The organism is Burkholderia pyrrocinia (genome assembly GCF_001028665.1).
Lineage (GTDB): Bacteria > Pseudomonadota > Gammaproteobacteria > Burkholderiales > Burkholderiaceae > Burkholderia > Burkholderia pyrrocinia.
Window position 1 is genome coordinate 1,428,364 of the sequence record NZ_CP011503.1, and the last position, 24,636, is coordinate 1,452,999.

The 24,636-nt window shown below is 67.7% G+C and carries 18 protein-coding genes; 9 read left to right on the forward strand and 9 right to left on the reverse strand.

The genetic code is table 11. The features are described from left to right. Window positions 1-289: 289 nt before the first annotated feature. On the reverse strand, window positions 290-1,090 hold the full coding sequence (locus ABD05_RS06570; RefSeq protein WP_047899460.1) for a transporter substrate-binding domain-containing protein: 801 nt from the start codon (window positions 1,088-1,090) through the stop codon (window positions 290-292). A 149-nt stretch (window positions 1,091-1,239) separates the two neighbouring features. Here ABD05_RS06570 and hemE point away from each other — a divergent pair, with 149 nt between their 5' ends. The 4 genes from hemE to ABD05_RS06590 all read left to right on the forward strand — a co-directional run bounded on the left by hemE (window position 1,240) and on the right by ABD05_RS06590 (window position 10,578). After that, window positions 1,240-2,334, forward strand: coding sequence for a uroporphyrinogen decarboxylase (gene hemE / locus ABD05_RS06575; RefSeq protein WP_279613297.1), 1,095 nt, complete (start codon window positions 1,240-1,242; stop codon window positions 2,332-2,334). 448 nt (window positions 2,335-2,782) lie between these two features. Continuing rightward, window positions 2,783-5,044 carry a primosomal protein N' gene (locus ABD05_RS06580; RefSeq protein WP_047899461.1) on the forward strand — a complete coding sequence of 754 codons (2,262 nt, stop codon included), beginning with the start codon at window positions 2,783-2,785 and terminating at the stop codon, window positions 5,042-5,044. A 377-nt stretch (window positions 5,045-5,421) separates the two neighbouring features. Further along, the gene (gene putA / locus ABD05_RS06585; protein ID WP_047899462.1) at window positions 5,422-9,354 is read left to right on the forward strand and encodes a trifunctional transcriptional regulator/proline dehydrogenase/L-glutamate gamma-semialdehyde dehydrogenase; all 3,933 of its coding nucleotides are present in this window, start codon (window positions 5,422-5,424) and stop codon (window positions 9,352-9,354) included. 84 nt (window positions 9,355-9,438) lie between these two features. After that, the gene (locus ABD05_RS06590; protein WP_047899463.1) at window positions 9,439-10,578 is read left to right on the forward strand and encodes a branched-chain amino acid ABC transporter substrate-binding protein; all 1,140 of its coding nucleotides are present in this window, start codon (window positions 9,439-9,441) and stop codon (window positions 10,576-10,578) included. A 209-nt stretch (window positions 10,579-10,787) separates the two neighbouring features. Here the strand turns inward: ABD05_RS06590 and ABD05_RS06595 are convergent, their stop codons facing one another. The 6 genes from ABD05_RS06595 to ABD05_RS06615 all read right to left on the reverse strand — a co-directional run bounded on the left by ABD05_RS06595 (window position 10,788) and on the right by ABD05_RS06615 (window position 16,462). Further along, window positions 10,788-11,198 carry a hypothetical protein gene (locus ABD05_RS06595; RefSeq protein WP_047899464.1) on the reverse strand — a complete coding sequence of 137 codons (411 nt, stop codon included), beginning with the start codon at window positions 11,196-11,198 and terminating at the stop codon, window positions 10,788-10,790. After that, window positions 11,191-11,859 carry a M35 family metalloendopeptidase gene (locus ABD05_RS35845; RefSeq protein ID WP_238594099.1) on the reverse strand — a complete coding sequence of 223 codons (669 nt, stop codon included), beginning with the start codon at window positions 11,857-11,859 and terminating at the stop codon, window positions 11,191-11,193. Before ABD05_RS35845 ends, ABD05_RS06595 begins: the two co-directional genes overlap by 8 nt. 4 nt (window positions 11,860-11,863) lie before the next feature. Further along, on the reverse strand, window positions 11,864-12,409 hold the full coding sequence (locus tag ABD05_RS06600) for a PAAR domain-containing protein (RefSeq protein WP_047899465.1): 546 nt from the start codon (window positions 12,407-12,409) through the stop codon (window positions 11,864-11,866). 10 nt (window positions 12,410-12,419) lie between these two features. Then, entirely contained in the window at window positions 12,420-13,079 is a 660-nt protein-coding gene (locus ABD05_RS06605) for a PAAR domain-containing protein (protein ID WP_047899466.1), read from the reverse strand. A gap of 172 nt (window positions 13,080-13,251) precedes the next feature. Beyond that, window positions 13,252-14,760 (reverse strand): class I adenylate-forming enzyme family protein, encoded by a 1,509-nt coding sequence (locus ABD05_RS06610; protein ID WP_047899467.1) that lies wholly within the window; start codon window positions 14,758-14,760, stop codon window positions 13,252-13,254. Window positions 14,761-14,809: 49 nt separating this feature from the next. Next, the gene (locus tag ABD05_RS06615) at window positions 14,810-16,462 is read right to left on the reverse strand and encodes an acyl-CoA dehydrogenase family protein (protein WP_047899468.1); all 1,653 of its coding nucleotides are present in this window, start codon (window positions 16,460-16,462) and stop codon (window positions 14,810-14,812) included. 120 nt (window positions 16,463-16,582) lie between these two features. On the opposite strand from ABD05_RS06615, the gene ABD05_RS06620 reads away from it, so the two are divergent. The 4 genes from ABD05_RS06620 (at window position 16,583) to ABD05_RS06635 (ending at window position 20,905) form a co-directional block, all read left to right on the forward strand. Further along, window positions 16,583-17,251, forward strand: a complete 669-nt coding sequence (locus ABD05_RS06620; protein WP_047899469.1) for a TetR/AcrR family transcriptional regulator — start codon at window positions 16,583-16,585, stop codon at window positions 17,249-17,251. Window positions 17,252-17,461: 210 nt separating this feature from the next. Continuing rightward, window positions 17,462-18,616, forward strand: a complete 1,155-nt coding sequence (locus tag ABD05_RS06625) for a pyridoxal phosphate-dependent aminotransferase (protein WP_047899470.1) — start codon at window positions 17,462-17,464, stop codon at window positions 18,614-18,616. Between the two features lie 54 nt (window positions 18,617-18,670). Next, window positions 18,671-19,459 (forward strand): ABC transporter substrate-binding protein, encoded by a 789-nt coding sequence (locus ABD05_RS06630; protein WP_047899471.1) that lies wholly within the window; start codon window positions 18,671-18,673, stop codon window positions 19,457-19,459. Window positions 19,460-19,474: 15 nt separating this feature from the next. Then, window positions 19,475-20,905 (forward strand): FAD-binding oxidoreductase, encoded by a 1,431-nt coding sequence (locus ABD05_RS06635; RefSeq protein ID WP_047899472.1) that lies wholly within the window; start codon window positions 19,475-19,477, stop codon window positions 20,903-20,905. Between the two features lie 45 nt (window positions 20,906-20,950). On the opposite strand, the gene ABD05_RS06640 is transcribed toward ABD05_RS06635, so the two are convergent. Both ABD05_RS06640 and cadR read right to left on the reverse strand, forming a co-directional pair. Continuing rightward, on the reverse strand, window positions 20,951-21,523 hold the full coding sequence (locus ABD05_RS06640; protein WP_047899473.1) for a PadR family transcriptional regulator: 573 nt from the start codon (window positions 21,521-21,523) through the stop codon (window positions 20,951-20,953). Between the two features lie 68 nt (window positions 21,524-21,591). Further along, window positions 21,592-22,023, reverse strand: coding sequence for a Cd(II)/Pb(II)-responsive transcriptional regulator (cadR, locus tag ABD05_RS06645; RefSeq protein WP_011546785.1), 432 nt, complete (start codon window positions 22,021-22,023; stop codon window positions 21,592-21,594). 81 nt (window positions 22,024-22,104) lie between these two features. On the opposite strand from cadR, the gene ABD05_RS06650 reads away from it, so the two are divergent. Then, window positions 22,105-24,633: a heavy metal translocating P-type ATPase gene (locus ABD05_RS06650; protein WP_047899474.1), complete on the forward strand. Its 2,529-nt coding sequence runs from the start codon at window positions 22,105-22,107 to the stop codon at window positions 24,631-24,633. Window positions 24,634-24,636: the final 3 nt, after the last annotated feature.

The following is a 24,636-nucleotide window of genomic DNA, read 5'->3' on the forward strand; positions in this document are numbered from 1 at the left end:
CGTTTTTCATGCGTATCGGGCGCGATGAATTGCCGAATTACACGCGAGAAAGTGCGCCGCGCGGCAGATACCGCGCATGACGATTCATTCGTCGGAAAGATTTTGAAACGTGATCGGAATGTGCGGAAGTCGGCCGTTCGGCCGATTCGGGGGATTTCGCGCCGGCAGCGGGTGCCAGCGTGCGGCGCCGATATGTAACGGCGGCAGGTCGGCCGCCGTCGCGCGGCGATGTCGGCGGGCAGCGGACACGGGGTCGATGCCCGTTATCGGCCGCCGCAAACGGACCCGCTTACTTCAGCCACTTGTCCGAAATCGCCTGGTATTCGCCGGTCGACAGCGCGAGATGCAGCCACTGGTCGACGTACTGCTGGAACGCGACATCGCCGCGCGGCACCATGTACGCCTTCTCGCCGAACTGGAACGGCTTGTCCGGATGCACCGAGCACAGCCCCGGATTCAGCTTTTGCTGCAGCAGCGTCTCGGACGCATCCGTCACCATCACGTCCGCCTTGCCCGCGAGGATCTGCTTGAAGATCGTCACGTTGTCCGGATAGACGCTCAGGTTCGCGTGCGTGAAGTACTGCTTCGCGAAACGTTCGTTGGTGCCGCCCGGGTTCACGATCACGCGGGTTTCGGGGCGGTCGATCTGCGCGACGGTCTGGTATTTGTCGGCGTCCGCGCAGCGCACGATCGGCGCCTTGCCGTCGACGACGTACGGCTGCGTGAAGAACACGCGCTTCTGGCGCTCGAGCGTCGTCGATACGCCGCCCACCGCGATGTCGCATTTCGCGACGAAATCGCCGGTCAGGTTCGACCAGCTCGTCTTCACGTAGTCGGTCTTCACGCCAAGCGACTTCGCGAGCGATTCGGCCATGTCGATGTCGATGCCTTCGAAGCGGCCGTCCGCGCGGTAGTACGAATACGGCTTGTAGTCGCCCGTCGTGCACACGCGCAGCGCGCCGCGCGCGAGCACGTCGTCGAGTCGCGAGCCGGCGCCCGGGGCGCTTGCGGCGGTGCCTACGGCGGTCTGCGCGTGCGCGGCGGCGCAGCAGAGCAATGCGGCCGCGGCGAGCGTGGCGAATGTCTTCATCGGTCTCCTCCTTCGTTTGGTTCGATATGAGCGTCCGATCATAACGGAGCCATCGCGCGCGTCATATGGCCGCCATCGCGTCGGCATGCGCGGCGTGGCGCCGGCTGTCCGGTAAAATGCCGCTTTGCCCTCGCATCGTCGCTCCTACCGTGGCCCATAACCTGCTCAACGACACCTTCCTGCGTGCGCTTCTGCGCGAGCCGACCGACTACACGCCGATCTGGCTGATGCGCCAGGCCGGCCGCTACCTGCCCGAATACAACGCGACGCGCGCGCGCGCCGGCAGCTTCCTCGGTCTCGCGAAGAATCCCGACTACGCGACCGAAGTGACGCTGCAGCCGCTCGAGCGCTTCCCGCTCGACGCCGCGATCCTGTTCTCGGACATCCTGACGATTCCGGACGCGATGGGGCTCGGCCTCGACTTCCAGGTCGGCGAAGGCCCGAAGTTCGCGCATCCGGTGCGCACCGAGGCCGACGTTGCGAAGCTCGCGGTGCCGGACATCGACGCCACGCTCGGCTACGTGACCGGCGCCGTGCGCGAGATCCGCCGCGCGCTCACCGATGGCCAGGGCCGCCAGCGCGTGCCGCTGATCGGCTTCTCGGGCAGCCCGTGGACGCTCGCGTGCTACATGGTCGAAGGCGGCGGATCGGACGATTTCCGCACGGTGAAGTCGATGGCGTATTCGCGCCCCGACCTGATGCACCGGATCCTCGACGTGAACGCGCAGGCGGTGGCCGCGTACCTGAACGCGCAGATCGAAGCGGGCGCGCAGGCCGTGATGATTTTCGATACGTGGGGCGGCGCGCTCGCGGACGGCGCATACCAGCGCTTTTCGCTCGACTACATCCGTCGCGTGGTCGCGCAGCTCAAGCGAGAACACGACGGCGAGCGCGTGCCGGTGATTACGTTCACGAAGGGCGGCGGGCTGTGGCTCGAGGAGATCGCATCGATCGGCGTCGATGCGGTCGGGCTCGACTGGACGGTCAACCTCGGCGCCGCGCGCGAGCGCGTCGCGGGGCGCGTCGCGCTGCAGGGCAACCTCGACCCGACGATCCTGTTTGCGCCGCCGGCCGCGGTGCGCGAACAGGCGCGCGCGGTGCTCGACAGCTACGGCAACCACCCGGGCCACGTGTTCAACCTCGGGCACGGCATCTCGCAATTCACGTCGCCCGATCACGTCGCCGAACTCGTCGACGAGGTGCATAACCACAGCCGCGCAATCCGTAGCGGAGCCGCCGGCTGAACGCAAGCGCTGTCATGCTGCACTGCGGGGTGACAGCGTTTCGCTGCCGGCACTAAACAGGGCGCAACCGCCCACGGGTTGCCGATTCGTTGCTTGTCAAGACTTGACTTATACACATTTTCCACGTTGCAGCGCGGTAGAGCCCCGTATCGGTCAAATTGTCTCGCTATGGTTTCGTAATTTGAATAGCAGCCTTATGGAATAAGGCTCCGCGGGGCACCGATACAAGCGGCGGAAAACAGCGGAAAGCACGGCCCCGCGCGCGTTGCGGCCATTGAGCGGCGAGTTCTCAACAAAGTTATCCACAGGCTGGGCAGGGTATACGGCGATTCCTAATGCGAATCCAAAACTTAGCGCCGAATCTGAAGTTTTACTTTAAGTTCGCTGCCGCGATGCGGGCGCGGATGCAAGCCGTCCATGCGGCGCGTACCGCGGCCGGAGCGCCGTGATGGACGGGACCTACCTGCGCGTCGCGCTCGACCATCCGCTCGCGACCCTGTTCGACTACCGCTGCGATGCGCAACCGGCCCCGGTGCCCGGCACGCTCGTGCAGGTGCCGTTCGGCAAGCGGCAGGCCGTCGGGCTCGTCTGCGAAGTGACGACTCACACCGACGTGCCGCCGTCCCGGCTGCGCGCGATCGACGCGATCTGTACCGACCTGCCGCCGCTGTCGGCGGACTGGCTCGCGCTCGTGTCGTTCGCGGCCGACTACTATCAGCGCGGGCGCGGCGAGGTCGCGCTGCCGGCGCTGCCGCAAGCACTGCGCGACGCCGGACGCTGGGGGCGGCTGCTGGCGCCCGAGGTGCGCTACCGGCCGACGGAAGCCGGCCGCGCGGCACTGCCCGATGCGTTGCCCGCACGCGGTGCCGCGCTGCGGCGGCTCGCGCAGGCGCTCGTCGACACCGGCTCGTTGGGTCTGCCCGACGCGCGCGCGCTGCATCCGAAGGCGGCCGCGACGCTCGACGACTGGGCCGCGCGCGGCTGGGTCGACGTCGAGGAGATCGGCTGGGCCGACGCGCCTGTGCCCAAAGCTGTGGATAACCTGTCGACAACCGGTGGACGAGCTGTGCCGCCGGCACTGACCGACCAGCAGGCCGAGGCGCTCGACGCGATCCGCGCCGCGCAGGGCTTCGCGCCGTTCCTGCTGCACGGCGTGACGGGCAGCGGCAAGACCGAGGTCTATCTGCACGCGCTCGCGTCGCTGCTCGACGTGCGGCCGGACGCGCAGGCGCTCGTGCTCGTCCCCGAAATCAACCTGACGCCGCAGTTCGAGGCCGCGTTTCGCGCGCGCTTCGCGGGCGCGCTCGCCGACGACGCGATCGTCACGCTGCACAGCGGGCTCGCCGAGGGCGAGCGCGCGCGCAACTGGCTCGCCGCGCACACCGGCCGCGCGCGGATCGTGCTCGGTACGCGCCTCGCGGTGCTCGCATCGATGCCGACGCTCGCGCTGGTCGTCGTCGACGAGGAGCACGAGCCCGCGTACAAGCAGCAGGAAGGGCTGCGCTATTCGGCGCGCGATCTCGCCGTGTGGCGCGCGAAGCAGCTCGGCATCACGGTCGTGCTCGGCTCGGCTACGCCGTCGCTCGAAAGCTGGTGGCAGGCCGAGCAGGGCCGCTACACGCGGCTCACGCTGTCGCGCCGTGCGGTGGCCGACGCGACGCTGCCGACCGTGCGGCTGATCGATCTCGAGGAGGAGCGGCGGCGCGGGCGCGCGTCGATGGGCGGGCTGTCGGGGCCGCTCGTCGCGGCGCTGAAGGCGCGGCTCGAACGCAGCGAGCAAAGCCTCGTGTTCCTGAACCGGCGCGGCTACGCGCCGCAGCTTGCGTGCGACGCGTGCGGCTGGGTCGCGGGCTGCCCGCGCTGCAGCGCGTATGTCGTGCTGCACAAGCCCGAGCATGCGCTGCGCTGCCATCACTGCGGCTGGGAAGTGCGCATTCCGCGGTCGTGCCCCGAGTGCGGGAACGTCGACATCGCGCCGCTCGGGCGCGGCACGCAGCGCATCGAGGAGGCGCTCGCCGAGGCCGTGCCGGGTGCGCGCGTGCTGAGGATCGACGCGGACAGCACGCGCCGCAAGGGCAGCGCGCAGGCGCTCTTTTCCGACGTGCACGCGGGCGAGGTCGACATCCTCGTCGGCACGCAGATGATCGCGAAGGGGCACGACTTCCAGCGCGTGTCGCTCGTCGGCGTGCTCAATGCCGACACCGCGCTGTTCTCGCACGACTTCCGCGCGAGCGAGCGGCTGTTCGCGCAGCTGATGCAGGTGAGCGGCCGTGCAGGCCGCGCCGGGCTGCCGGGCGAGGTGATGGTGCAGACGCGCTACCCGCGTCATGCGCTTTACCACGCGCTCGGGCGGCAGGATTACGTCGGGTTCGCGAATTCGACGCTCGGCGAGCGCCGCGACGCGCACCTGCCGCCGTTCGTCTACCAGGCGCTGCTGCGCGCCGAAGGGCGCACGCTCGACGCGGCGCTCGCGTTCCTGCTGCAGGCCGCGGCCGCGTTGCCGGGGCTGCCGGGCGCCGATCGCGTGACCGTGTACGACGCGGTGCCGATGACGATCGTCAAGGTCGCGAACGTCCACCGCGCGCAGTTGCTGCTCGAAAGCGCGTCGCGGGCGGCGCTGCAGCATGCGCTGCGCGCATGGCAGCCGGAGCTGCGCGCGCTGAAGGGCGTGCTGCGGTGGAGCGTCGAGGTCGATCCGCTGGATATCTGAGCGGCGCCCGCGCAACCGTCGCGCGGCGCGCTGTTGCGTTGAAGCCCGGGGCGCCGGGCACCTCCGAACTGTCTCTCGTCGCGCGCTCATACCCCGGCGGCACGCTCGCCGCCACACCCAGTGCAACCCGTTTCCGTCCGCTGCCGGGCGCGGCGGAGGTTGCACGCGCATGTCGAAACGGCACGATCAGGGAAAACACCGATCCCCGGACCACGGGCAACCCCTAGGTTGCAACCTTCTAAGTGGCTGATTATATTGACTAACCAAAGGGTGCAACCCATCTCTCAATTTGGTTGCACCTTTTTATTGCGTGCCGTAGGATTTCGCGCATCCTCTCACACCACATTGCCGGGCTCGCACCGGCGCACGAACCCACCATGGCAAGCACGACTCTCGGCGTCAAAGTCGACGACCTTCTCCGCTCGCGCCTCAAGGACGCAGCCGCGCGTCTCGAGCGCACTCCTCACTGGCTGATCAAGCAGGCGATCTTCGCGTATCTCGAGCGGATCGAGCACGGCCAGCTGCCGCCCGAGCTGTCGGGCCACAGCGGTGTCACGGAGCTCGCCGACGGTCAGGCCGCGGACGGCGACGACGACAACTCGCCGCATCCGTTCCTCGAGTTCGCGCAGAACGTGCAGCCGCAGTCGGTGCTGCGCGCGGCGATCACGGCCGCGTACCGCCGCCCCGAGCCGGAATGCGTGCCGTTCCTGGTCGGCCAGGCGCGCCTGCCCGCGAACCTGCAGGCGGACGCGCAGGCGCTCGCGACGAAGCTCGTCGAGGCGCTGCGCGAGAAGAGCTCGGGCGGCGGCGTCGAAGGGCTGATCCACGAGTTCTCGCTGTCGAGCCAGGAAGGCGTCGCGCTGATGTGCCTCGCCGAAGCGCTGCTGCGCATTCCCGATCGCGCGACGCGCGATGCGCTGATCCGCGACAAGATCAGCAAGGGCGACTGGCGCTCGCACGTCGGCCACGCGCCGTCGCTGTTCGTGAACGCGGCGACCTGGGGGCTGATGATCACCGGCAAGCTCGTGACGACCAACAGCGAAGCGGGTCTGTCGTCGGCGCTCACGCGCCTGATCGGCCGCGGCGGCGAGCCGCTGATCCGCAAGGGCGTCGACATGGCGATGCGCCTGATGGGCGAGCAGTTCGTCACCGGCGAGACGATCTCCGAAGCGCTGGCCAACAGCCGCAAATACGAAGCGCGCGGTTTCCGCTACTCGTACGACATGCTCGGCGAAGCGGCGACGACCGAAGAGGACGCGCAGCGCTACTACGCGTCGTACGAACAGGCGATCCACGCGATCGGCAAGGCGGCCGGCGGCCGCGGCATCTACGAAGGCCCGGGCATCTCGATCAAGCTGTCGGCGCTGCACGCGCGCTATTCGCGCTCGCAGCAGGACCGCACGATGAGCGAGCTGCTGCCGCGCGTGCGCTCGCTCGCGCTGCTCGCGCGCCGCTACGACATCGGCCTGAACATCGACGCGGAAGAAGCCGACCGCCTCGAACTGTCGCTCGACCTGCTCGAGGCGCTGTGCTTCGATCCGGATCTCGCGGGCTGGAACGGCATCGGTTTCGTCGTGCAGGGCTACCAGAAGCGCTGCCCGTTCGTGATCGACTACCTGATCGATCTCGCGCGCCGCAGCCGTCACCGCCTGATGATCCGCCTCGTGAAGGGCGCGTACTGGGATAGCGAGATCAAGCGTGCGCAGGTCGACGGCCTCGAAGGCTATCCGGTCTATACGCGCAAGATCTACACCGACGTGTCGTACCTCGCGTGCGCGAAGAAGCTGCTCGCGGCACCGGACGCCGTCTACCCGCAGTTCGCGACGCACAACGCATACACGCTGGCCGCGATCTACCAGCTCGCGGGCCAGAACTACTACCCGGGCCAGTACGAATTCCAGTGCCTGCACGGGATGGGCGAGCCGCTGTACGAGGAAGTCACGGGCCGCGACAAGCTGAACCGCCCGTGCCGCGTGTATGCACCGGTCGGCACGCACGAGACGCTGCTCGCATACCTGGTGCGCCGCCTGCTGGAAAATGGCGCGAACACGTCGTTCGTGAACCGCATCGCTGATAAAACCGTGTCGGTGAAGGAGCTGGTCGCCGATCCGGTCGACGAAGCGATGAAGGTCGTGCCGCTCGGCGCGCCGCACGCGAAGATCCCGCTGCCGCGCAACCTGTACGGCGACGAGCGTCCCAACTCGATGGGCCTCGACCTGTCGAACGAACACCGTCTCGCGTCGCTGTCGTCCGCGCTGCTCGCGAGCGCGCATTTCCCGTGGCGCGCGGCGCCGATGCTCGCCGACGACGCGCTCGCCGACGCACCGGCCCGCGACGTGCGCAACCCGGCCGACCAGCGCGACACGGTCGGCACGGTCAGCGAAGCGACGGCCGAACACGTGAGCGCGGCGCTCGCGCACGCGGTGGCCGCCGCGCCGATCTGGCAGGCAACGCCGGTCGACGCGCGCGCCGATTGCCTGGTGCGCGCCGCCGACCTGCTCGAAGCGCAGATGCACACGCTGATGGGCCTGATCGTGCGCGAAGCCGGCAAGTCGCTGCCGAACGCGATCGCCGAGATCCGCGAAGCGGTCGACTTCCTGCGCTACTACGCTGCGCAGATCCGCGACGAATTCTCGAACGACACGCACCGTCCGCTCGGCCCCGTGGTCTGCATCAGCCCGTGGAACTTCCCGCTCGCGATCTTCATGGGCCAGGTGGCGGCGGCGCTCGCAGCCGGCAACACGGTGCTCGCGAAGCCGGCGGAACAGACGCCGCTGATCGCCGCGCAAGCCGTGCGCCTGCTGCGCGAGGCCGGCGTGCCGGCCGGCGCGGTGCAGCTGCTGCCGGGCGACGGCGAGACCGTCGGCGCGGCGCTGGTCGCCGATCCGCGCACGCGCGCGGTGATGTTCACGGGCTCGACCGAAGTCGCGCGCCTGATCAACAAGACGCTCGCCGCACGCCTCGACCCGGACGGCAAGCCGATCCCGCTGATCGCGGAAACGGGCGGCCAGAACGCGATGATCGTCGATTCGTCGGCGCTCGCGGAGCAGGTCGTCGCGGACGTGATGCAGTCGTCGTTCGACTCGGCCGGTCAACGGTGTTCGGCGCTGCGCGTTCTGTGTCTGCAGGACGATGTCGCGGACCGCACGCTGACGATGCTCAAGGGCGCGATGCACGAACTCGCGCTCGGCAACCCCGACCGGCTGTCGACGGACGTCGGCCCGGTGATCGACGGCGAAGCGAAGCAGACGATCGACACGCACGTCGCGGCGATGAAGGACAAGGGCCATGCGGTCACGCAGCTGCCGGCGCCGGATGCATGCGCGCACGGCACGTTCGTGCCGCCGACGCTGATCGAGATCGGCAGCATCGACGAGCTGAAGCGTGAAGTATTCGGCCCCGTGCTGCACGTCGTGCGCTATCGCCGCAGCCAGCTCGACAAGCTGCTCGAACAGATCCGTGCGACGGGTTACGGCCTGACGCTCGGCATCCACACGCGGATCGACGAGACGATCGCGCACGTGATCTCGAACGCGCACGTCGGCAACATCTACGTGAACCGCAACGTGATCGGCGCGGTGGTCGGCGTGCAGCCGTTCGGCGGCGAAGGGCTGTCGGGCACGGGCCCGAAGGCCGGCGGCGCGCTGTACCTGCAGCGCCTGCTCGCGACGCGTCCGTCGGGCCTGCCGCGCTCGCTCGCGCAAACGCTGATGGCGGACGGCGCGGTCGAAGGCGATGCGCGCGGCAACCCGGCGGCGGCGCTCACGACGCTGCGCGACTGGCTGATCGAGCAGCGCGAACCGGCGCTGGCCGCACGTTGCGACGGTTATCTCGCGCAGGTGCCGGCCGGCGCGACCGCGGTGCTGACCGGCCCGACGGGCGAGCGAAACACGTATACACTCGGCCCGCGCGGCACGGTGCTGTGTGTCGCGGCGACGCCGGGCGGCGCGCGCGCGCAGTTCGCGGCGGTGCTCGCCACCGGCAACCGCGCGTTGTTCGCCGGCGCGGCCGGCGAGGCGCTCGTCGCTGCGCTGCCGGCGTCGCTGAAGCCGCACGCGGCCGTGCGCAAGCAGGCCGATGCGGCGTTCGACGCGGTGCTGTTCGAAGGCGACAGCGACGAACTGCAGACGCTCGTGAAGGACGTCGCGCAGCGGCCGGGCCCGATCGTGTCGGTGCAGGGCGTGTCGGTGGGCGCGTTCGAGAACGGCGACGCGGAAGACTACGCGCTGGAGCGGCTGCTGACCGAGCGCTCGGTCAGCGTGAATACGGCCGCGGCGGGCGGCAATGCGAATTTGATGACGATCGGCTGACCATCCTTGCCGTTCGGATCAAACAAAGGAAGCGGCAAGGCGATCCCGAAGCCGCTCCATTTACCCTGGTACCAAGGAGATGCTATGCAACACACGATGAAAAAGGTGGCAGGCGCGACGTTCGTCGCGGTCATGTCGCTGGCGGGGACGGCCCATGCGGATGACGTGAAGATCGGTTACGCAGGGCCGATGACGGGCGCGCAGGCGCACTACGGCAAGGATATGCAGAACGGGATCGTGCTCGCGCTGGAAGACTTCAACGCGACGAACCCGAAGATCGGCGGCAAGCCGGTGAAGTTCGTGCTGAGCACGCAGGACGACCAGGCTGACCCGCGCACGGGCACGACGGTCGCGCAGAAGCTGGTCGACGACGGCATCAAGGGCATGCTCGGCCACTTCAACTCGGGCACGACGATTCCCGCTTCGCGCATCTACGCGAACGCGGGCATTCCGGAAATCGCGATGGCGACGGCGCCGGAATACACGCAGCAAGGCTACAAGACGACCTTCCGCATGATGACGTCCGACACGCAGCAGGGCTCGGTGGCCGGCACGTTCGCGTCGAAGGATCTCGGCATAAAGAAGATCGCGATCGTCGACGACCGCACGGCCTACGGCCAGGGTCTCGCCGACCAGTTCGAGAAGGCCGCGAAGGCCGGCGGCGCGACGATCGTCGACCGCGAATTCACGAACGACAAGGCTGTCGACTTCAAGGCGATTCTGACCAAGCTGAAGGCGGCGAAGCCGGACCTCGTCTACTACGGCGGCGCGGATTCGCAGGCAGCGCCGATGGTCAAGCAGATGAAGGCGCTGGGCTTCAACGCACCGCTGATGAGCGGCGAAATGGTGAAGACGCCGACGTTCCTGAAGATCGCGGGCAACGCGGCCGACGGCACGATCGCTTCGCTGGCCGGCCTCCCGCTGGAAGAAATGCCGGGCGGCAAGACCTACGCCGACAAGTACAAGAAGCGCTTCGGTGAAGACGTGCAGACGTACTCGCCGTACGCGTACGACGGCGCGATGGCGATGCTGAAAGCGATGCAGAAGGCCGATTCGACCGATCCGGCGAAGTACCTGCCGGTGCTCGCGAAGACCGACATGGCCGGCGTCACGTCGACGCACGTCGCGTACGACGCGAAGGGCGACCTGAAGAATGGCGGCATCACGATGTACAAGGTCGAGAAGGGCGAGTGGAAGCCGCTGAAGAGCATCGGCGGGAAGTAAGCAGGTTGATGTGAGGTGAGGCGCGGGCGGTGTTGCAAGGCGTCGTCCCGCGTCTCATGCGAAAAAGCCACCGGGCCCGTCGGGTCCGGTGGCTTTTTCTTTGATGGGACACGGCCGACAGGGTATAGGGATCTTGCAGGCAGGGGCGCATCAAGGGCGCCGCATGCGTACGTCGATACCGCATCGCCGTGATCGGCGGCAGTGTGACGTTACTTGCCGTCGCAGCACTTGTTAGGGCAATCGGGCAGGAAGGATATTTCCACACGCCGCCCATTGTCCACGTCGCCATGCGAATAGACGCGGGCACTCTTCTTGATGGTCCCGCGTAAAAAACCGAGTTGCTCCAACAGCGCATACGCGGTTTGCAATCTTGATTGCGCAAGGGCCAGTGCTTCCGATTCACTTTCCTCGGCATGGCCGCTGATCAGTGTTGTCTCTTTGGCTAGGTGATTTGCGTAATTGAGCTTTTGGTCGGCTGTCCATTTTGCAATGCGGACGATCTCAGCATTCGATATGTGCGAACTATCTCTCGAAAAGTAGATGTCGAAATTCTCGCTGGCGATGCATGCGAATACCGGGTTGGAGATGAGGGGGATTAGGCAAAGAATAAATTTAAGCATTGTAAATGACGTATCCTGCGATACTGTCGGCATTGTTGATTGCTTGATTCGGGTTTTCGGCTCCGAACGTCAAACACTCCTCCATGAAATATCTGTGATCCCGGGTTCCCATTGTGTCGTCAAAATGACTCACCTCATGAATCAGAGTGGAAACTATGGAATCTTTTTCCCACGAGAAGTCCCGCATTGTACAAAAATCGGGATGTATTGCGATCGTATGAGTTGCGGTATCCGGAGAACACACTGATGCTGCGATTCCCGATTTATTTGGATTTGGAACGCATCCAATATGTTTGAATCGCGCGCTATCCCATCGCGTGAAATTGTATCCCGTGAGTGCCTTCAGTACTTGGGCGATTGCAGTCAGGCCTGTTAATAGCGTCATGCGGGTGCCTTCGTCAGTTCTGCCGAACCACTGTAAGACGCGTGCCTTATCAGCGCTGGACCAGCGCTGCAAATCATCGATTCTTTTGTCGACGAGAGAAGCGGCTTGATCGCGTTTACTCAATACCATTTCCCGGAATTCCTTGTTTGTCATGTTGTGACATATTTTTTCGGTATTGATCGTTACTTCCACCATCGAGCCAGGATTGGTATTGGTGACTGCACCTGAGTGAACGAGGAACCATTCTCCGCCGTTATTCACATCAAAATCTTTCATTGTTTCAATGTTCCATCGTATAGATTTTCAGCGTTGCCGAGGCGTCGGTGGCGATTCGATGTGTTTGCCCGGCCGTGTCCGTGGTGCCAGTGAAAATTTGCCCGGTGTCGGTAACGATTCGGTAGCGAATGTTCACGAGCGGGCGACGGGAGTCATCGAGCAAGGTGAATTGCTCGTCGTGTACGACAGCCGATCGAACAAATGACCGCTTGATTGCATCCGGTTGGCGCCCACTCAGCGTCGCAACCTCTCCCGCAGTAAAAGTCATCCGCATGCTGCGCTCAGCGTAGAAGATCGGCGGTGGGTTGCATCCGCAGACATTGATATCCCCGCTCAATGCCCACTGTTTGCCGTTCGGGCCCGTACCTGGCCAGCGCGGCCCTTGCGGTGCGATGTACCCTTCACGCTTGCAGGCCGAACAGTAGGTCTTCATATCGAGCGTGGCGATATGAACCCTCGGCGGTGGATTGGAACAGGTCACGGTGTCGAGGCCTTCGACAATCACCGCTTCCCCGGCGCGGTCGCCTTTGGCAAGAAAGTAGCGGATCATCGGCGCTACCTCAGCGGGGCATGGCCGAGCGGGTGATGACGCTAAATACGACGGACGACGCTATGCCTTGTCGCTCGGGACTATCGGTGATCGTGTCGCCGTTATCGAGTTCGCTGCCAACGAATGCGAGCGGTGCGAAGTCGGGTCTGTCGGCCAATCCAAGACCGCTCACAACGCGCGCGGTTGAACCGTCCGGATAGTGGATCAGGTCGCCCACCGTGGCAGCCTTGCCCAAGTGCGGCGCGACCTCCCATGTGCCGGACGGCTCGCGCAATGCACCCCCTCGCGCTGTTGTCGCGCCACATACCGCCAATCTGTAGGCGGGCGGCGCGGGCGGCGGCACATAGGTCGGATCGAACAGGCCCGCAACGCTTTGCCCATCCCGCACATGAATGCCCCATGACGTGCGCAGCGTTTCGGTAATGCGGTCACCGTTGCTCAACCGGCTGCCGACCAACGCGAACGGCTTGCCGCCGCTATGGTTGTTTCCCGCGCCGTCGATAATCGCGGCCTCGCTGCCGTCGTCATAGGTCACTACGTCGCCCACGCAGGCGACTTCCAATCCAGCCAGGGTCAGGCCGCTGGTTGCGGTGGTGACGCGTCCACCGCGTTCCGTAAGTGCGCCAACGGTGGCAAAAAAATGGGTCGGTGCTTCGCGTTCGTTTTTCATCCGGCGTCCCTGTCTCAATAGATGGAATGACTGCCTTGAGACGCTATTCCAGATAAGAAACGTCGATCAATCGGACGAATATGATTTAGAGCTGGTAACTTCTATTACTTGTTCCGTTCTGCCTTTTGCATTGACCGCGCGTGCGCGAATGCGCTGGCTCAATCGCGGATATTCAGTCCCCGCGCACGCGCAGCAGGAATTTCTGCAGCTTGCCGGTCGGCGTGCGCGGCAGCGCCTGCACGAACGTGAATTCGCGCGGGACCTTGTACGCCGCGAGCCGCTCGCCGCAGAACGTGCGCAGCGCATCCGCATCGGGCGCCGCGTTCGCCCGCAGCACGACGTGTGCGACGACCGTCTCGCCCCAGTCCGGATGCGCGGCGCCGACCACGGCCGCCTCGGCGATGTCCGGGTGCGCGCCGAGCACGTCCTCTACCTCCTTCGAATAGACGTTCTCGCCGCCGGTGACGATCATGTCCTTCAGCCGGTCGACGATGAACAGATAGCCATCCTGATCGATCCGCGCGAGGTCGCCGGTGCGATACCAGCCGCCCGGCGCGAACGCGGCGCGCGTCGCGGCCGCGTCGTCGAGATAGCCGAGCATCATGCTGTCGGTCTTCAGCCAGATCTCGCCGGTCTCGCCCGGCTGCGCGTCGACGCCGTCCATCCGCACGACCCGCAGGTCGACACCCGGGCCGCCGTGGCGGCCGATCGAGCCGGCCTTCGCGATCTGCTCGTCCGGATACAGCGTCGTACCGGCCGGTCCGGTTTCGGTCATCCCGTACACCTGGAAAAATGCGCGGCTGCGATACGCGTGCGCAAGCCGTTCGGCCTGCGCGGCGCCGATCGGGCCGCCGCCGTACAGCCACGCGCGCACGCTCGACAGGTCGAACGCCGCGAAGCCGTCGACCGTGTCGAGCGGCAGCGTATACGACACCGGCGCGCCGAAATACAGCGTCACGCGCTCGCGCTCGACGGTCTGCAGGAAGCGCTGTGGGTGGTATTCGCGCAGCAGCACGACGGTGCCGCCCGCGACCAGCGTGCCGCCGAACCAGTTGTTCAGCGGCGACGAATGCCAGATCGGCATCGCCATCAGCGTGCGCTCGTTGCGGCCGATGCCGATCGCGAGCGCCGCCTGCATCGCGGCGAGCGTCACGGTGCGATGACTGTGCACGCAGCCCTTCGGGCGGCCGGTCGTGCCGGACGTGTAGAGGATCTGCGCGATGTCGCCGTCGGCCGGCTCGATGCCGGCGAGGCCATCCCTCGTCGCGCACATCGTGTCGAAGTTCGGCACACCGTCGAGTTCGCCTTCGGTCACGAGCCGCCGCGCCGGATGCACGATGCGTTCGACCACCGGTGCGAGGGCCACGTCGAACAGCAATACGGTGCTGCCGCTGTGTTCGAGCACGTAGTCGACTTCCGGCGCCTGCAGCTTGTGGTTGATCGGCACGAACGCCGCGCCGAGGCGCCATGCGCCGAACATCAGGTCGACGAAGGCCGGCGTGTTGAAGCACATCGCGGCGACGCGGTCGCCGGCCGCGACGCCGAGCGCGCTCAGCACGGCCGCCGCGCGGTGCGAACGCTCGCGCGCGGCCGCATACGTGATCGTCGCGGATTCGCTGACGAGGAACGGCTTGTCGGGCGTCGCACGGGCGGCGCGGTCGAGGGCGGCGACGAGGTTCATCGAGGCTCCGGGCGGACGAACGAACGCGAATCAGGTGAACGGGCCGGCGTCAGGCCGGGTACGCGCGCTGCAGCAGCGCGGCGACGTCGAGCGCATGCGGATCGAAGCCGCCCGCGATACGGCCCCAGTCGGGCGCGGCGAGCCGCGTCGCGACGAACGCGTCGGCGACGGCCGCCGGCGCATCGCGGCGCAGCAGGCACGCCTGCGCGACGAGCGCGAGCCGCTGCGCGAACACGCGGCCCGATGCTTCGAGCGTGTCGGCCGGAGCGGCGAGCATCGCGCGCAGCGCGTCGAGCGCCGCGCGGATGCGCGGTTCGCCCGCGCCGAGGTCGGCCAGTTCGTCGAACAGCGCGGCGGCCGCGTCGGGCTCGCGCGACACCGCGCGCAGCACGTCGAGACACATCACGTTGCCGGAGCCTTCCCAGATCGAGTTGACGGGCGCCTCGCGGAACAGGCGCGCGATCGGGCCGTCGTCGACGTAGCCGTTGCCGCCGAACACTTCCATCACCTCGCCGGTCAGCTCGACCGCGCGCTTGCAGACCCAGAATTTCGCGGCGGGCGTGACGATCCGCTTCCATGCGCGTTCGCGCGGCGAGTCGTCGCGCTCGAACGCGTCGGCGAGCCGCATCGCGAGCGACAGCGCCGCCTCGCTTTCGAGCGCGAGATCGGCGAGCACGGTGCGCATCAGCGGCTGCTCGGCGAGCGCCCGGCCGAACGCGTGACGCTGGCGCGTGTACGCGATCGCCTGCACGACGCCCTGGCGCAGCATCGCCGCGCTGCCGAGCACGCAGTTCAGCCGCGTGGTGGTGGCCATCTCGATGATGGTCGGAATGCCGCGGCCTTCGTCGCCGAGCATGATCCCCCACGCATCGTTGAGCTCGATTTCGCTGCTCGAGTTGCTGCGGTTGCCGACCTTGTTCTTCAGCCGCTGGATCTCGACCGCGTTCTTCGTGCCGTCCGGCCGCCAGCGCGGCACGTAGAAGCACGACGGGCCGCCGGCTTCGGTGCGCGCGACGACGAGGTGCGCGTCGCACATCGGCGCGGAGAAGAACCACTTGTGGCCGCGCAGCAGGTATTCGCCGCCGCGGCCGCCCGCGCCGACGGCGGTCGCGAGCGTCGTGTTCGCGCGCACGTCGGAGCCGCCCTGTTTCTCGGTCATCCCCATGCCGAACCAGATCGAGCGCTTGTCGGCGACCGGCACGTCGCGCGGATCGTAGTCGTCGCTGTAGAGCTTGTCGCGCAGCAGGTTCCACAGCGCGGGCTCCTTCTGCAACACGGGAATCGCGGCCTGCGTCATCGTCGCCGGGCACAGCGTGCCGGCCTCGATCTGGCCGTGCAGGTAGAAGCCGGCCGCGGTCGCGGCCCAGCGGCCGCGGCGTGTGTCGCGGAACGCGAGCGACACGAAGCCTTCGTGACGGTACTGGCCGAGCAGCGTGTGCCACGCCGGGTGGAAGTCGACGCGGTCGATGCGCCGGCCGCGCCGGTCGAACGTGTTCAGTTCGGGCGTGTGCTGGTTCGCTTCGTCGGCGAGTTGCGCGGTGTCGGCGCTGCCGAGCCGCGCGCCGTACGCGTCGAGCTGCGGCACGGCCCAGTCGGCGCCCGCTCGGGCGAGCGCGTCGCGCAGCGCGATATCCGTCGCGAAGAGGTTATAGTCGACCAGTTCGTCGAACTGGTTCGTGACGGCGTGAGTCGATTCGGTCATCGAGATTGTCTCCGGTCTCATGCTTCGCGGGCGGCCGGCGTCATGCAACACGGGTGGCGCTTCGGCGCAGGTTCCGGCTCCCGGTAAACGCATTCCCTGCTGAATTCCAGAGTAGCAAATATGCCGCCGCGACATGTTCAGGTTCCGGCGCCGCCCGGCCCGCCGGCGGCGCAACCCGTGCCCGCGTTGCGCCGCCGGCCGCGCCAGTCGCGCGCGCAGGCGAGCTCCGACGCGCTGCAGCAGGCGTTCGTTCAGCTTTTGCTCGAACGCGGCTACGCGAAGGCGACGATCCGCGAGATCGCGGCCGTCGCGGGCGTGAGCGTCGGCACCTTCTACGAGTATTTCGGCGACAAGCAGAGCCTCGCGGCGCTCTGCATCCACCGCTATGTACTGGCGATGGCCGACCGGCTGCGCGACGCGGCAGAGCGGCTGCGCGGCGCGCCGCGGGCCGAACTCGCCGTGGCGCTCGTCGACCTGCAGGTCGACGCGATCGGCGCCGACGCGGCGCTGTGGGGCGCGCTTTTCGCACTGGAGCGGCAGGTGTCGCCGCTCGCCGCATACCGCCGGCATTACGACGCGTATGTCGCGCTGTGGCGCGATGCACTCGCGCACGCGGCCGATCCGCCGCCGGCCGCGCGGCTCGACGGGCTCGCGCGGATGGCGCACACGGTCTGCTACGGCGGCCTCTCGCAGGCATTGCTGACGCTCGGGCCCGCGCTCGACTTCGCCGCGTTGCGCGGCGAACTGCGGGCCGTGCTGCTCGCGTATCTGGCGGCGGCGGGCGCGTAGCATCCCCTACGGGTAATGCCTGATTCGCATATCGGGCCAGCAGGCCAGCCTTGCCGCTGCTTGCTTCATACCCTGAGCCATGAGAAAAATGCATGGCCGCCATGACGAACTTTCGATTGTCCGCCGATATTGGCTGGGGCTAAATCATGCGGCAGATGCAGGCCGCGCGCGTCGCGCGGGCCAGCCCGAAGGACATCAGAAGGAGGAGTCATGCGAAGCGCCACCGCGCCCCGTTCGAAACTGCCCGACGTCGGCACGACGATCTTCACGGTGATCGGCCAGCTGGCCGCGCAACACGATGCGTTGAACCTGTCGCAGGGCGCGCCGAATTTCGCGCCCGATCCGGCGCTCGTCGAAGGCGTCGCGCGCGCGATGCGCGACGGGCACAACCAGTACTCGCCGATGGCCGGCGTGATGGCGCTGCGCGAGCGGCTCGCCGAGAAGACCGAGGCGCTGTACGGCGCGCGCTACGACCCGGCGACCGAGATCACGGTGATCGCGAGCGCGAGCGAAGGGCTGTACGCGGCGATCAGCGCGCTCGTGCATCCGGGCGACGAGGTGATCTATTTCGAGCCGTCGTTCGACAGCTATGCGCCGATCGTGCGGTTGCAGGGCGCGACGCCGGTCGCGATCAAGCTGTCGCCCGAGCATTTCCGCGTGGACTGGGACGAGGTGGCTGCGGCGATCACGCCGCGCACGCGGATGATCATCGTGAACACGCCGCACAACCCGACCGCGACCGTGTTCTCCGCCGACGATCTCGAGCGGCTCGCGCAGCTCACGCGCGACACCGGCATCGTGATCCTGTCCGACGAGGTCTACGAGCACGTCGTGTTCGACGGCGCGCAGCACCAGAGCGTGGCGCGCCACCGCGAGCTGGCCGAGCGCAGCGTGATCGTGTCGTCGTTCGGCAAGTCGTTCCACGTGACCGGCTGGCGGGTCGGTCATTGCCTGGCGCCGGCCGAGCTGATGGACGAGATCCGCAAGGTGCACCAGTTCATGGTGTTCGCGGCCGACACGCCGATGCAGGTCGCGTTCGCGGAGATCCTCGCGCGGCCGGAGAGCTATCTCGGCCTGTCGGCGTTCTACCAGGCCAAGCGCGACCTGCTCGCGCGCGAGCTGGCCGATTCGCGTTTCGAGCTGTTGCCGAGCGAAGGGTCGTTCTTCATGCTCGCGCGCTTCCGGCACTTCTCGGACGAAAGCGACAGCGATTTCGTGCTGCGCCTGATCCGCGACGCGCGCGTCGCGACGATTCCGCTGTCGGCGTTCTATACCGACGGCACCGACGCCGGCGTGATCCGGCTCAGTTTTTCGAAGGACGACGCGACGCTGGTCGAAGGCGCGCGGCGGCTGCGTTCGCTGTAACCGTACGGAAACCGGCGACGAGGACGTCGCATCGACCAGACCCAGGAGATCACGATGAAGCACACGGCAACCCTGAAACTCGCATTCGCACTCGCGTGCGCAATCGGCTCCGGCACGGCGCTCGCCGACGCGCAGACGCTGCGCTTCGGCCTCGAGGCGCAATACCCGCCGTTCGAGTCGAAAGCGCCGAACGGCGACCTGCAGGGCTTCGACATCGACGTCGGCAATGCCGTCTGCCAGACGGCGAAGCTGTCGTGCAAATGGGTCGAGACGTCGTTCGACGGCCTGATTCCCGCGCTGAAGGGCCGCAAGTTCGACGCGATCAACTCGGCGATGAACGCGACCGAGCAGCGGCGCCAGGCGATCGACTTCACGACGATCATCTATCGCGTGCCGACCCAGCTGATCGCGCGCAGCGGCAGCGGCCTGCTGCCGACGCCCGAATCGCTGAAGGGCAAGCGCGTCGGCGTACTGCAGGCGTCGATCCAGGAAACCTTCGCGAAGGCGCACTGGGAACCGGCCGGCGTTGCGGTCGTCGCGTACCAGGACCAGAACCAGGCGTATGCGGACCTCGTGGCGGGCCGCCTCGACGCGACGCTCGTGCTCGCACCGTCCGGCCAGCGCGGCTTCCTGTCGCGCCCGGACGGCAAGGGCTTCTCGTTCGTCGGCCAGCCGGTGCACGACGACCGGATCCTCGGCAGCGGCATCGCATTCGGCCTGCGCAAGGGCGACGACGCGCTGAAGGCGAAGCTCGACGCGGCGATCGACAAGCTGAAGGCGGACGGCACGGTGAAGACGCTCGGCCTGAAGTATTTCGGCGATATCGACATCTCGACGAAGTAAGCGGGGCCGCGCGCGATGCCGAACCCGAACCCGGCCGCCACGGGCGGCGAACAGGACGGCGTGCCGCTGTCGGGCGATGCGCTCGATACCGTGCTCGTCGCCGAACTGGGCGACGCGCTCGTCACGCGCGCGGCCGATATCGATCCGCGTTATTTCACCGCGTACAACGAGCCGGCCGGCGTGCGGCCGCGTGCGCTGGTGCGCCCGCGCAGCGTCGACGACGTGTCGCGCACGCTTGCGCTGTGTGCGCGGCTCGGCCAGCCGGTCGTGCCGCAAGGCGGGCTGACGGGGCTCGCACGCGGCGCGGTCGCGCTTGGCGGCGAGGTCGTGCTGTCGATGGAACGCTTTGCGGGCATCGAAGCGCTCGACGCGGCGGCCGGCACGATGACCGTGCGCGCCGGGACGCCGCTGCAGACGGTGCAGGAAGCCGCGGAAGCGGCGGGCTTCACGTTCGGCGTCGATCTCGGCGCGCGCGGCTCGTGCCAGATCGGCGGCATGCTCGCGACCAATGCGGGCGGTACGCGCGCGATCCGCTACGGGATGATGCGCGAGCAGGTGCTCGGGCTCGAGGCCGTGCTCGCGGACGGCACGGTCGTGTCGTCGATGAACCGGATGCTGAAGAACAACGCGGGTTACGACCTGAAGCAGTTGTTCATCGGCAGCGAGGGGACGCTCGGCGTCGTCACGCGCGCCGTGCTGCGGCTGCACCCGTTGCTTGCCGCGCCGGCCACCGCGCTCTGTCGCGTGCGCGACTACGACGCGGTGGTCGGATTGTGGAACCGCGTGCGCACGCTGCCCGAGGTCGTCAGCTTCGAGGCGATGTGGCCGGCGTTCTACGACTACGTCGCGCGCCATACGCCGGGCGTTACCGCGCCGTTCGCGGGCGACGGCGGCTTCGCGGTGCTGATCGAGTGCGCGACGAGCGCGCCGGGCGGCGATGCGCATCAAGCGCTGGAAACCGGCCTCGCGGCGGGGATCGAAGCAGGGCTCGTGGACGACGCGGTGCTCGCGACGTCGGAGCGGCAGGCACGCGACCTGTGGACGCTGCGCGAAGGCCTCGCGATCGATGCGCTGCCGCAGCTCGTCAACTTCGACGTGAGTTTGCCGACGGGCGAGCTCGGCGCGTTCGCCGAGCGCTGCGAGGCGGCGCTGCGCTCGCGCTGGCCGGAGCTTACGTGCCTGTTCTTCGGCCATGTCGGCGACGGCAACGTGCATATCGGCGTGTCGCTGGCCGGGATGACCGACGCGGACGCCGACGCGCTCGATCACGGCGTGTACGCGGTGGTGCGGGACATGGGCGGCTCGGTGTCGGCCGAGCACGGGATCGGCGCGCTCAAGCGTCCCTATCTCGCGCACACGCGCAGCGACGCTGAAATCGGGCTGATGCGACGCCTGAAGGCCGCGCTGGACCCGCGCGGCATCCTGAATCCCGGCAAGGTACTTTGACCTGGGCGATTCCCGTTGCTTGCGGGAATCGACCTTCGTTGCTGGTCAGCCGTCCACCCAGCGCAGCGCGCCGATCTTCAGGTGTTCGACGACGCTGCGCGCCCAGTCGAGCTCCGCATTGAGCAGCACGAGCGCGTGTTCGTTTTGCAGCAGGAACAGGCGCGGCACCTGGTCGGCCTGCGCGGCGTTGCGCAGCGCTTCCAGGCGCTCGCGTTCGGCGTCGAGCCGGGCAATCCGGAGTTCGAGCTGGTGCCGCGCGTCTTCCGCGTCGAGCAGCGGCAGGAACGCGAGGCCGGCGCCGAACACCGGAAATTCACGCGCGGGCTCCGCGAGCAGTGTATGCAGCCACGCCTGGCCCGCCGTGTGCCCGGCCTCGGTCAGCGCATACAGCGTGCGCTCCGGAAACGCGCCGTCGCGCTCGGTGTCGTGCACGGCGATCAGCCCGTCGCGCAGCAGCCGGTCGATCGTCTGGTAGAGGCTCGTGCGCTGCCGCACGTTGACGACTTCGTCGTACCCGCGGGCCTTCAGTTGCTGCAGCATCCCGTACGGATGCATCGGTGTTTCGGTGAGCGTCGCGAGGACGGCCAGTGCGAGCGGGGACGGGCGGCTCGGTGACATGAATAGTTATGACATATCTAGTAAGAACATAACTATTCTCAACCAGACTATCTTATTTCACAAGGGTTTCAGCCGAGGTGCGAGCGCTTCGCGGCCGGCGCGACGGTTTCCATCGTCGCGAGACCGTGCACGATTCCGCAATCCTCGACCGAATGCTCGCCGACGCACTGGCGGCGCAATTCGGTGAGCTGGTCGCGCAGATGCGTGAGTTCCGCGAGGCGCGCGTCGACGTGTCCGATGTGATCGTCGAGCAGCGAATTGATCGAATCGCAGCGGTCGGCCGGCGTGTCGGTGAGCTGCAGCAGCGCGCGGATCTCGTCGTGCGCCATGTCGAGCGCGCGGCAGTTGCGGATGAAGCGCAACCGTTCGACGTGCACGTCGGTGTAGTTGCGGTAGTTCGAGTCGGTGCGCTCCGCGTCCGGCATCAGCCCCTCTTTCTCGTAGAAACGGATCGTCTCGGGGGTGCAGCGGGCCGCTTTGGCCAGTTCGCCAATCTTCATGCCTTTCTCCCGTGTAAGGGTTGACCTTGTAGTGGCTTCAGGGTGTTAACTCTACACCGTCAAGCCACAAAGGAGGTTGTCATGACCGACGCCCAGCGTACCCACGACCCACGACACCGTCATGCCGGCGGCCCCGATACGTGCTGCGCCGACGCGCGCGACACGCACGCGGCGACCGTTGCCGATGCGGCGCCGGCGGCCGGCGAGCACGCGCACGGCGACGCCGCATCGCGCGGCCACGACCATGATCACGGTCACGACGGCGGTGAGGGGCACGATCACGACCATGCACACGGCGACGCGCATCGGCACGGAGCCGGGTGTTCGCACGACGAGGCGGCGCACGGCGATACGGGTCGCGACCACGACCACGACCACGACCACGACCACGACCACGCGGCCGGCGACTGCTGCGCGCCTGCCGCGCTGACGCTCGCGCCGCTGCCGGTCGCGCAGGCGACCGCATCGGGCCACGTGCGCTCCGCGTTCCGGATCATGCAGATGGACTGTCCGACCGAGGAAACGCTGATCCGCAAGAAGCTCGGCGGGATGAACGAAGTGTCGGCGCTCGAATTCAACCTGATGCAGCGGATGCTGACCGTCGAGCACGTGCCGGGCGCCCAGCCGGCGATCGAAAGCGCGATCCGCACGCTCGGGATGACGCCCGAGGCTGCAGCGGCCGGCGCACCGGCGGCGCGCGTCGCCGACGCGCCCGCGAAGCCGTGGTGGCCGCTGGCGCTGGCGGGCGTCGCCGCGATCGCGTCCGAGGGGGCGACCTGGGCCGGCCTGCCCGTGTGGCTGTCGGCGGCGCTCGCGCTCGTCGCGGTGCTCGCGTGCGGGCTCACCACGTACAAGAAGGGCTGGATCGCGATTCGCAACGGCAACCTGAACATCAACGCACTGATGAGCATCGCGGTGACGGGTGCGATGGCGATCGGCCAGTGGCCGGAAGCCGCGATGGTGATGGTGCTGTTCACGATCGCCGAGCTGATCGAGGCGAAGTCGCTCGACCGTGCGCGCAATGCGATCCAGGGCCTGATGCAGCTCGCGCCGGACACCGCGACCGTGCAGGATGCCGACGGTTCGTGGCGCACGATCGAGGCCGCGCAGGTCGCGCTTGGCGCGGTCGTGCGCGTGAAGCCGGGCGAGCGGATCGGGCTGGACGGCGAAGTCGTCGCGGGCCGCTCGACGGTCAACCAGGCGCCGATCACCGGCGAGAGCCTGCCTGTCGAAAAGACGGCCGGCGACGCCGTGTACGCGGGCACGATCAACGAAGCGGGTTCGTTCGAATACCGCGTGACGGCCGTCGCGGCCAACTCGACGCTCGCGCGGATCATCCACGCGGTCGAGGAGGCGCAGGGCGCGAAGGCGCCGACGCAGCGCTTCGTCGACCAGTTCGCGCGCGTCTACACGCCGATCGTGTTCGCGGTCGCGCTGCTGGTCGCGGTGGTGCCGCCGCTCGTGATGGGCGGCGCGTGGCACGACTGGATCTATCGCGCGCTGGTGCTGCTCGTGATCGCGTGCCCGTGCGCACTGGTGATCTCGACGCCGGTGACGATCGTGTCGGGGCTCGCAGCCGCGGCGCGGCGCGGGATTCTCGTGAAGGGCGGCGTCTATCTGGAAGAAGGGCGCAAGCTCGCGTGGCTCGCGCTCGACAAGACCGGCACGATCACGCACGGCAAGCCGGTGCAGACCGACTTCGACGCGCATGCGACCGACGTCGATGCCGGGCGTATCCGGCACCTCGGCGCGAGCCTCGCCGCGCGCTCGGATCACCCGGTGTCGCAGGCGATCGCGGCCGCGGCGCGCGACGCCGGAACGGCCGCGTTCGCCGATGTGCAGGACTTCGAAGCGCTGGTCGGGCGCGGCGTGCGCGGCACGATCGACGGCGCGCGCTACTGGCTCGGCAACCACCGGCTCGTCGAGGAGCTCGAACGCTGCTCGCCGGCCCTCGAAACGAAGCTCGACGCGCTGGAGCGGCAGGGCAAGAGCGTCGTGGTGCTGGTCGACGACGCGCGCGTGCTCGGCATCTTCGCGGTGGCCGACACGATCAAGGACACGAGCCGCGACGCGATCGCCGAGCTGCATGCGCTCGGCATCCGCACCGCGATGCTGACGGGCGACAACCCGCACACCGCGCAGGCGATCGCGCAGCAGGCCGGCATCGACGACGCGCGCGGCAACCAGTTGCCCGAAGACAAGCTCGCGGCGGTCGAGGAACTGTCGGCCGGCGGCGCGGGCGCGGTCGGGATGGTCGGCGACGGGATCAACGATGCGCCGGCGCTCGCGCGCGCCGACATCGGTTTCGCGATGGGCGCGATGGGTACCGACACGGCGATCGAGACGGCCGACGTCGCGCTGATGGACGACGACCTGCGCAAGATTCCCGCGTTCGTGCGGCTGTCGCGCGCGACGCACCGCGTGCTGGTGCAGAACATCGGCTTCGCGCTCGGCGTGAAGATCGTGTTCCTCGGCCTCACGGTCGCGGGGCTCGGCACGATGTGGATGGCGGTATTCGCGGACGCGGGCGCGAGCCTGATCGTCGTCGCCAACGGCTTGCGGCTGCTGTCGTCCTCCGGGGCGTTCGGCGGCGCGCAGGCCACGCGTTGAGGA

What these genes read in the sequence shown, in the direction of transcription:
- ABD05_RS06570 (WP_047899460.1), bottom strand. Translation starts at nt 1,090, where the DNA reads ATGAAGACATTCGCCACGCTCGCCGCGGCCGCATTGCTCTGCTGCGCC.
- ABD05_RS06580 (WP_047899461.1), top strand. Translation starts at nt 2,783, where the DNA reads ATGGACGGGACCTACCTGCGCGTCGCGCTCGACCATCCGCTCGCGACC.
- putA (WP_047899462.1), top strand. Translation starts at nt 5,422, where the DNA reads ATGGCAAGCACGACTCTCGGCGTCAAAGTCGACGACCTTCTCCGCTCG.
- ABD05_RS06590 (WP_047899463.1), top strand. Translation starts at nt 9,439, where the DNA reads ATGCAACACACGATGAAAAAGGTGGCAGGCGCGACGTTCGTCGCGGTC.
- ABD05_RS06595 (WP_047899464.1), bottom strand. Translation starts at nt 11,198, where the DNA reads ATGCTTAAATTTATTCTTTGCCTAATCCCCCTCATCTCCAACCCGGTA.
- ABD05_RS35845 (WP_238594099.1), bottom strand. Translation starts at nt 11,859, where the DNA reads ATGAAAGATTTTGATGTGAATAACGGCGGAGAATGGTTCCTCGTTCAC.
- ABD05_RS06600 (WP_047899465.1), bottom strand. Translation starts at nt 12,409, where the DNA reads ATGATCCGCTACTTTCTTGCCAAAGGCGACCGCGCCGGGGAAGCGGTG.
- ABD05_RS06605 (WP_047899466.1), bottom strand. Translation starts at nt 13,079, where the DNA reads ATGAAAAACGAACGCGAAGCACCGACCCATTTTTTTGCCACCGTTGGC.
- ABD05_RS06610 (WP_047899467.1), bottom strand. Translation starts at nt 14,760, where the DNA reads ATGAACCTCGTCGCCGCCCTCGACCGCGCCGCCCGTGCGACGCCCGAC.
- ABD05_RS06615 (WP_047899468.1), bottom strand. Translation starts at nt 16,462, where the DNA reads ATGACCGAATCGACTCACGCCGTCACGAACCAGTTCGACGAACTGGTC.
- ABD05_RS06620 (WP_047899469.1), top strand. Translation starts at nt 16,583, where the DNA reads ATGCCGCCGCGACATGTTCAGGTTCCGGCGCCGCCCGGCCCGCCGGCG.
- ABD05_RS06625 (WP_047899470.1), top strand. Translation starts at nt 17,462, where the DNA reads ATGCGAAGCGCCACCGCGCCCCGTTCGAAACTGCCCGACGTCGGCACG.
- ABD05_RS06630 (WP_047899471.1), top strand. Translation starts at nt 18,671, where the DNA reads ATGAAGCACACGGCAACCCTGAAACTCGCATTCGCACTCGCGTGCGCA.
- ABD05_RS06635 (WP_047899472.1), top strand. Translation starts at nt 19,475, where the DNA reads ATGCCGAACCCGAACCCGGCCGCCACGGGCGGCGAACAGGACGGCGTG.
- ABD05_RS06640 (WP_047899473.1), bottom strand. Translation starts at nt 21,523, where the DNA reads ATGTCACCGAGCCGCCCGTCCCCGCTCGCACTGGCCGTCCTCGCGACG.
- cadR (WP_011546785.1), bottom strand. Translation starts at nt 22,023, where the DNA reads ATGAAGATTGGCGAACTGGCCAAAGCGGCCCGCTGCACCCCCGAGACG.
- ABD05_RS06650 (WP_047899474.1), top strand. Translation starts at nt 22,105, where the DNA reads ATGACCGACGCCCAGCGTACCCACGACCCACGACACCGTCATGCCGGC.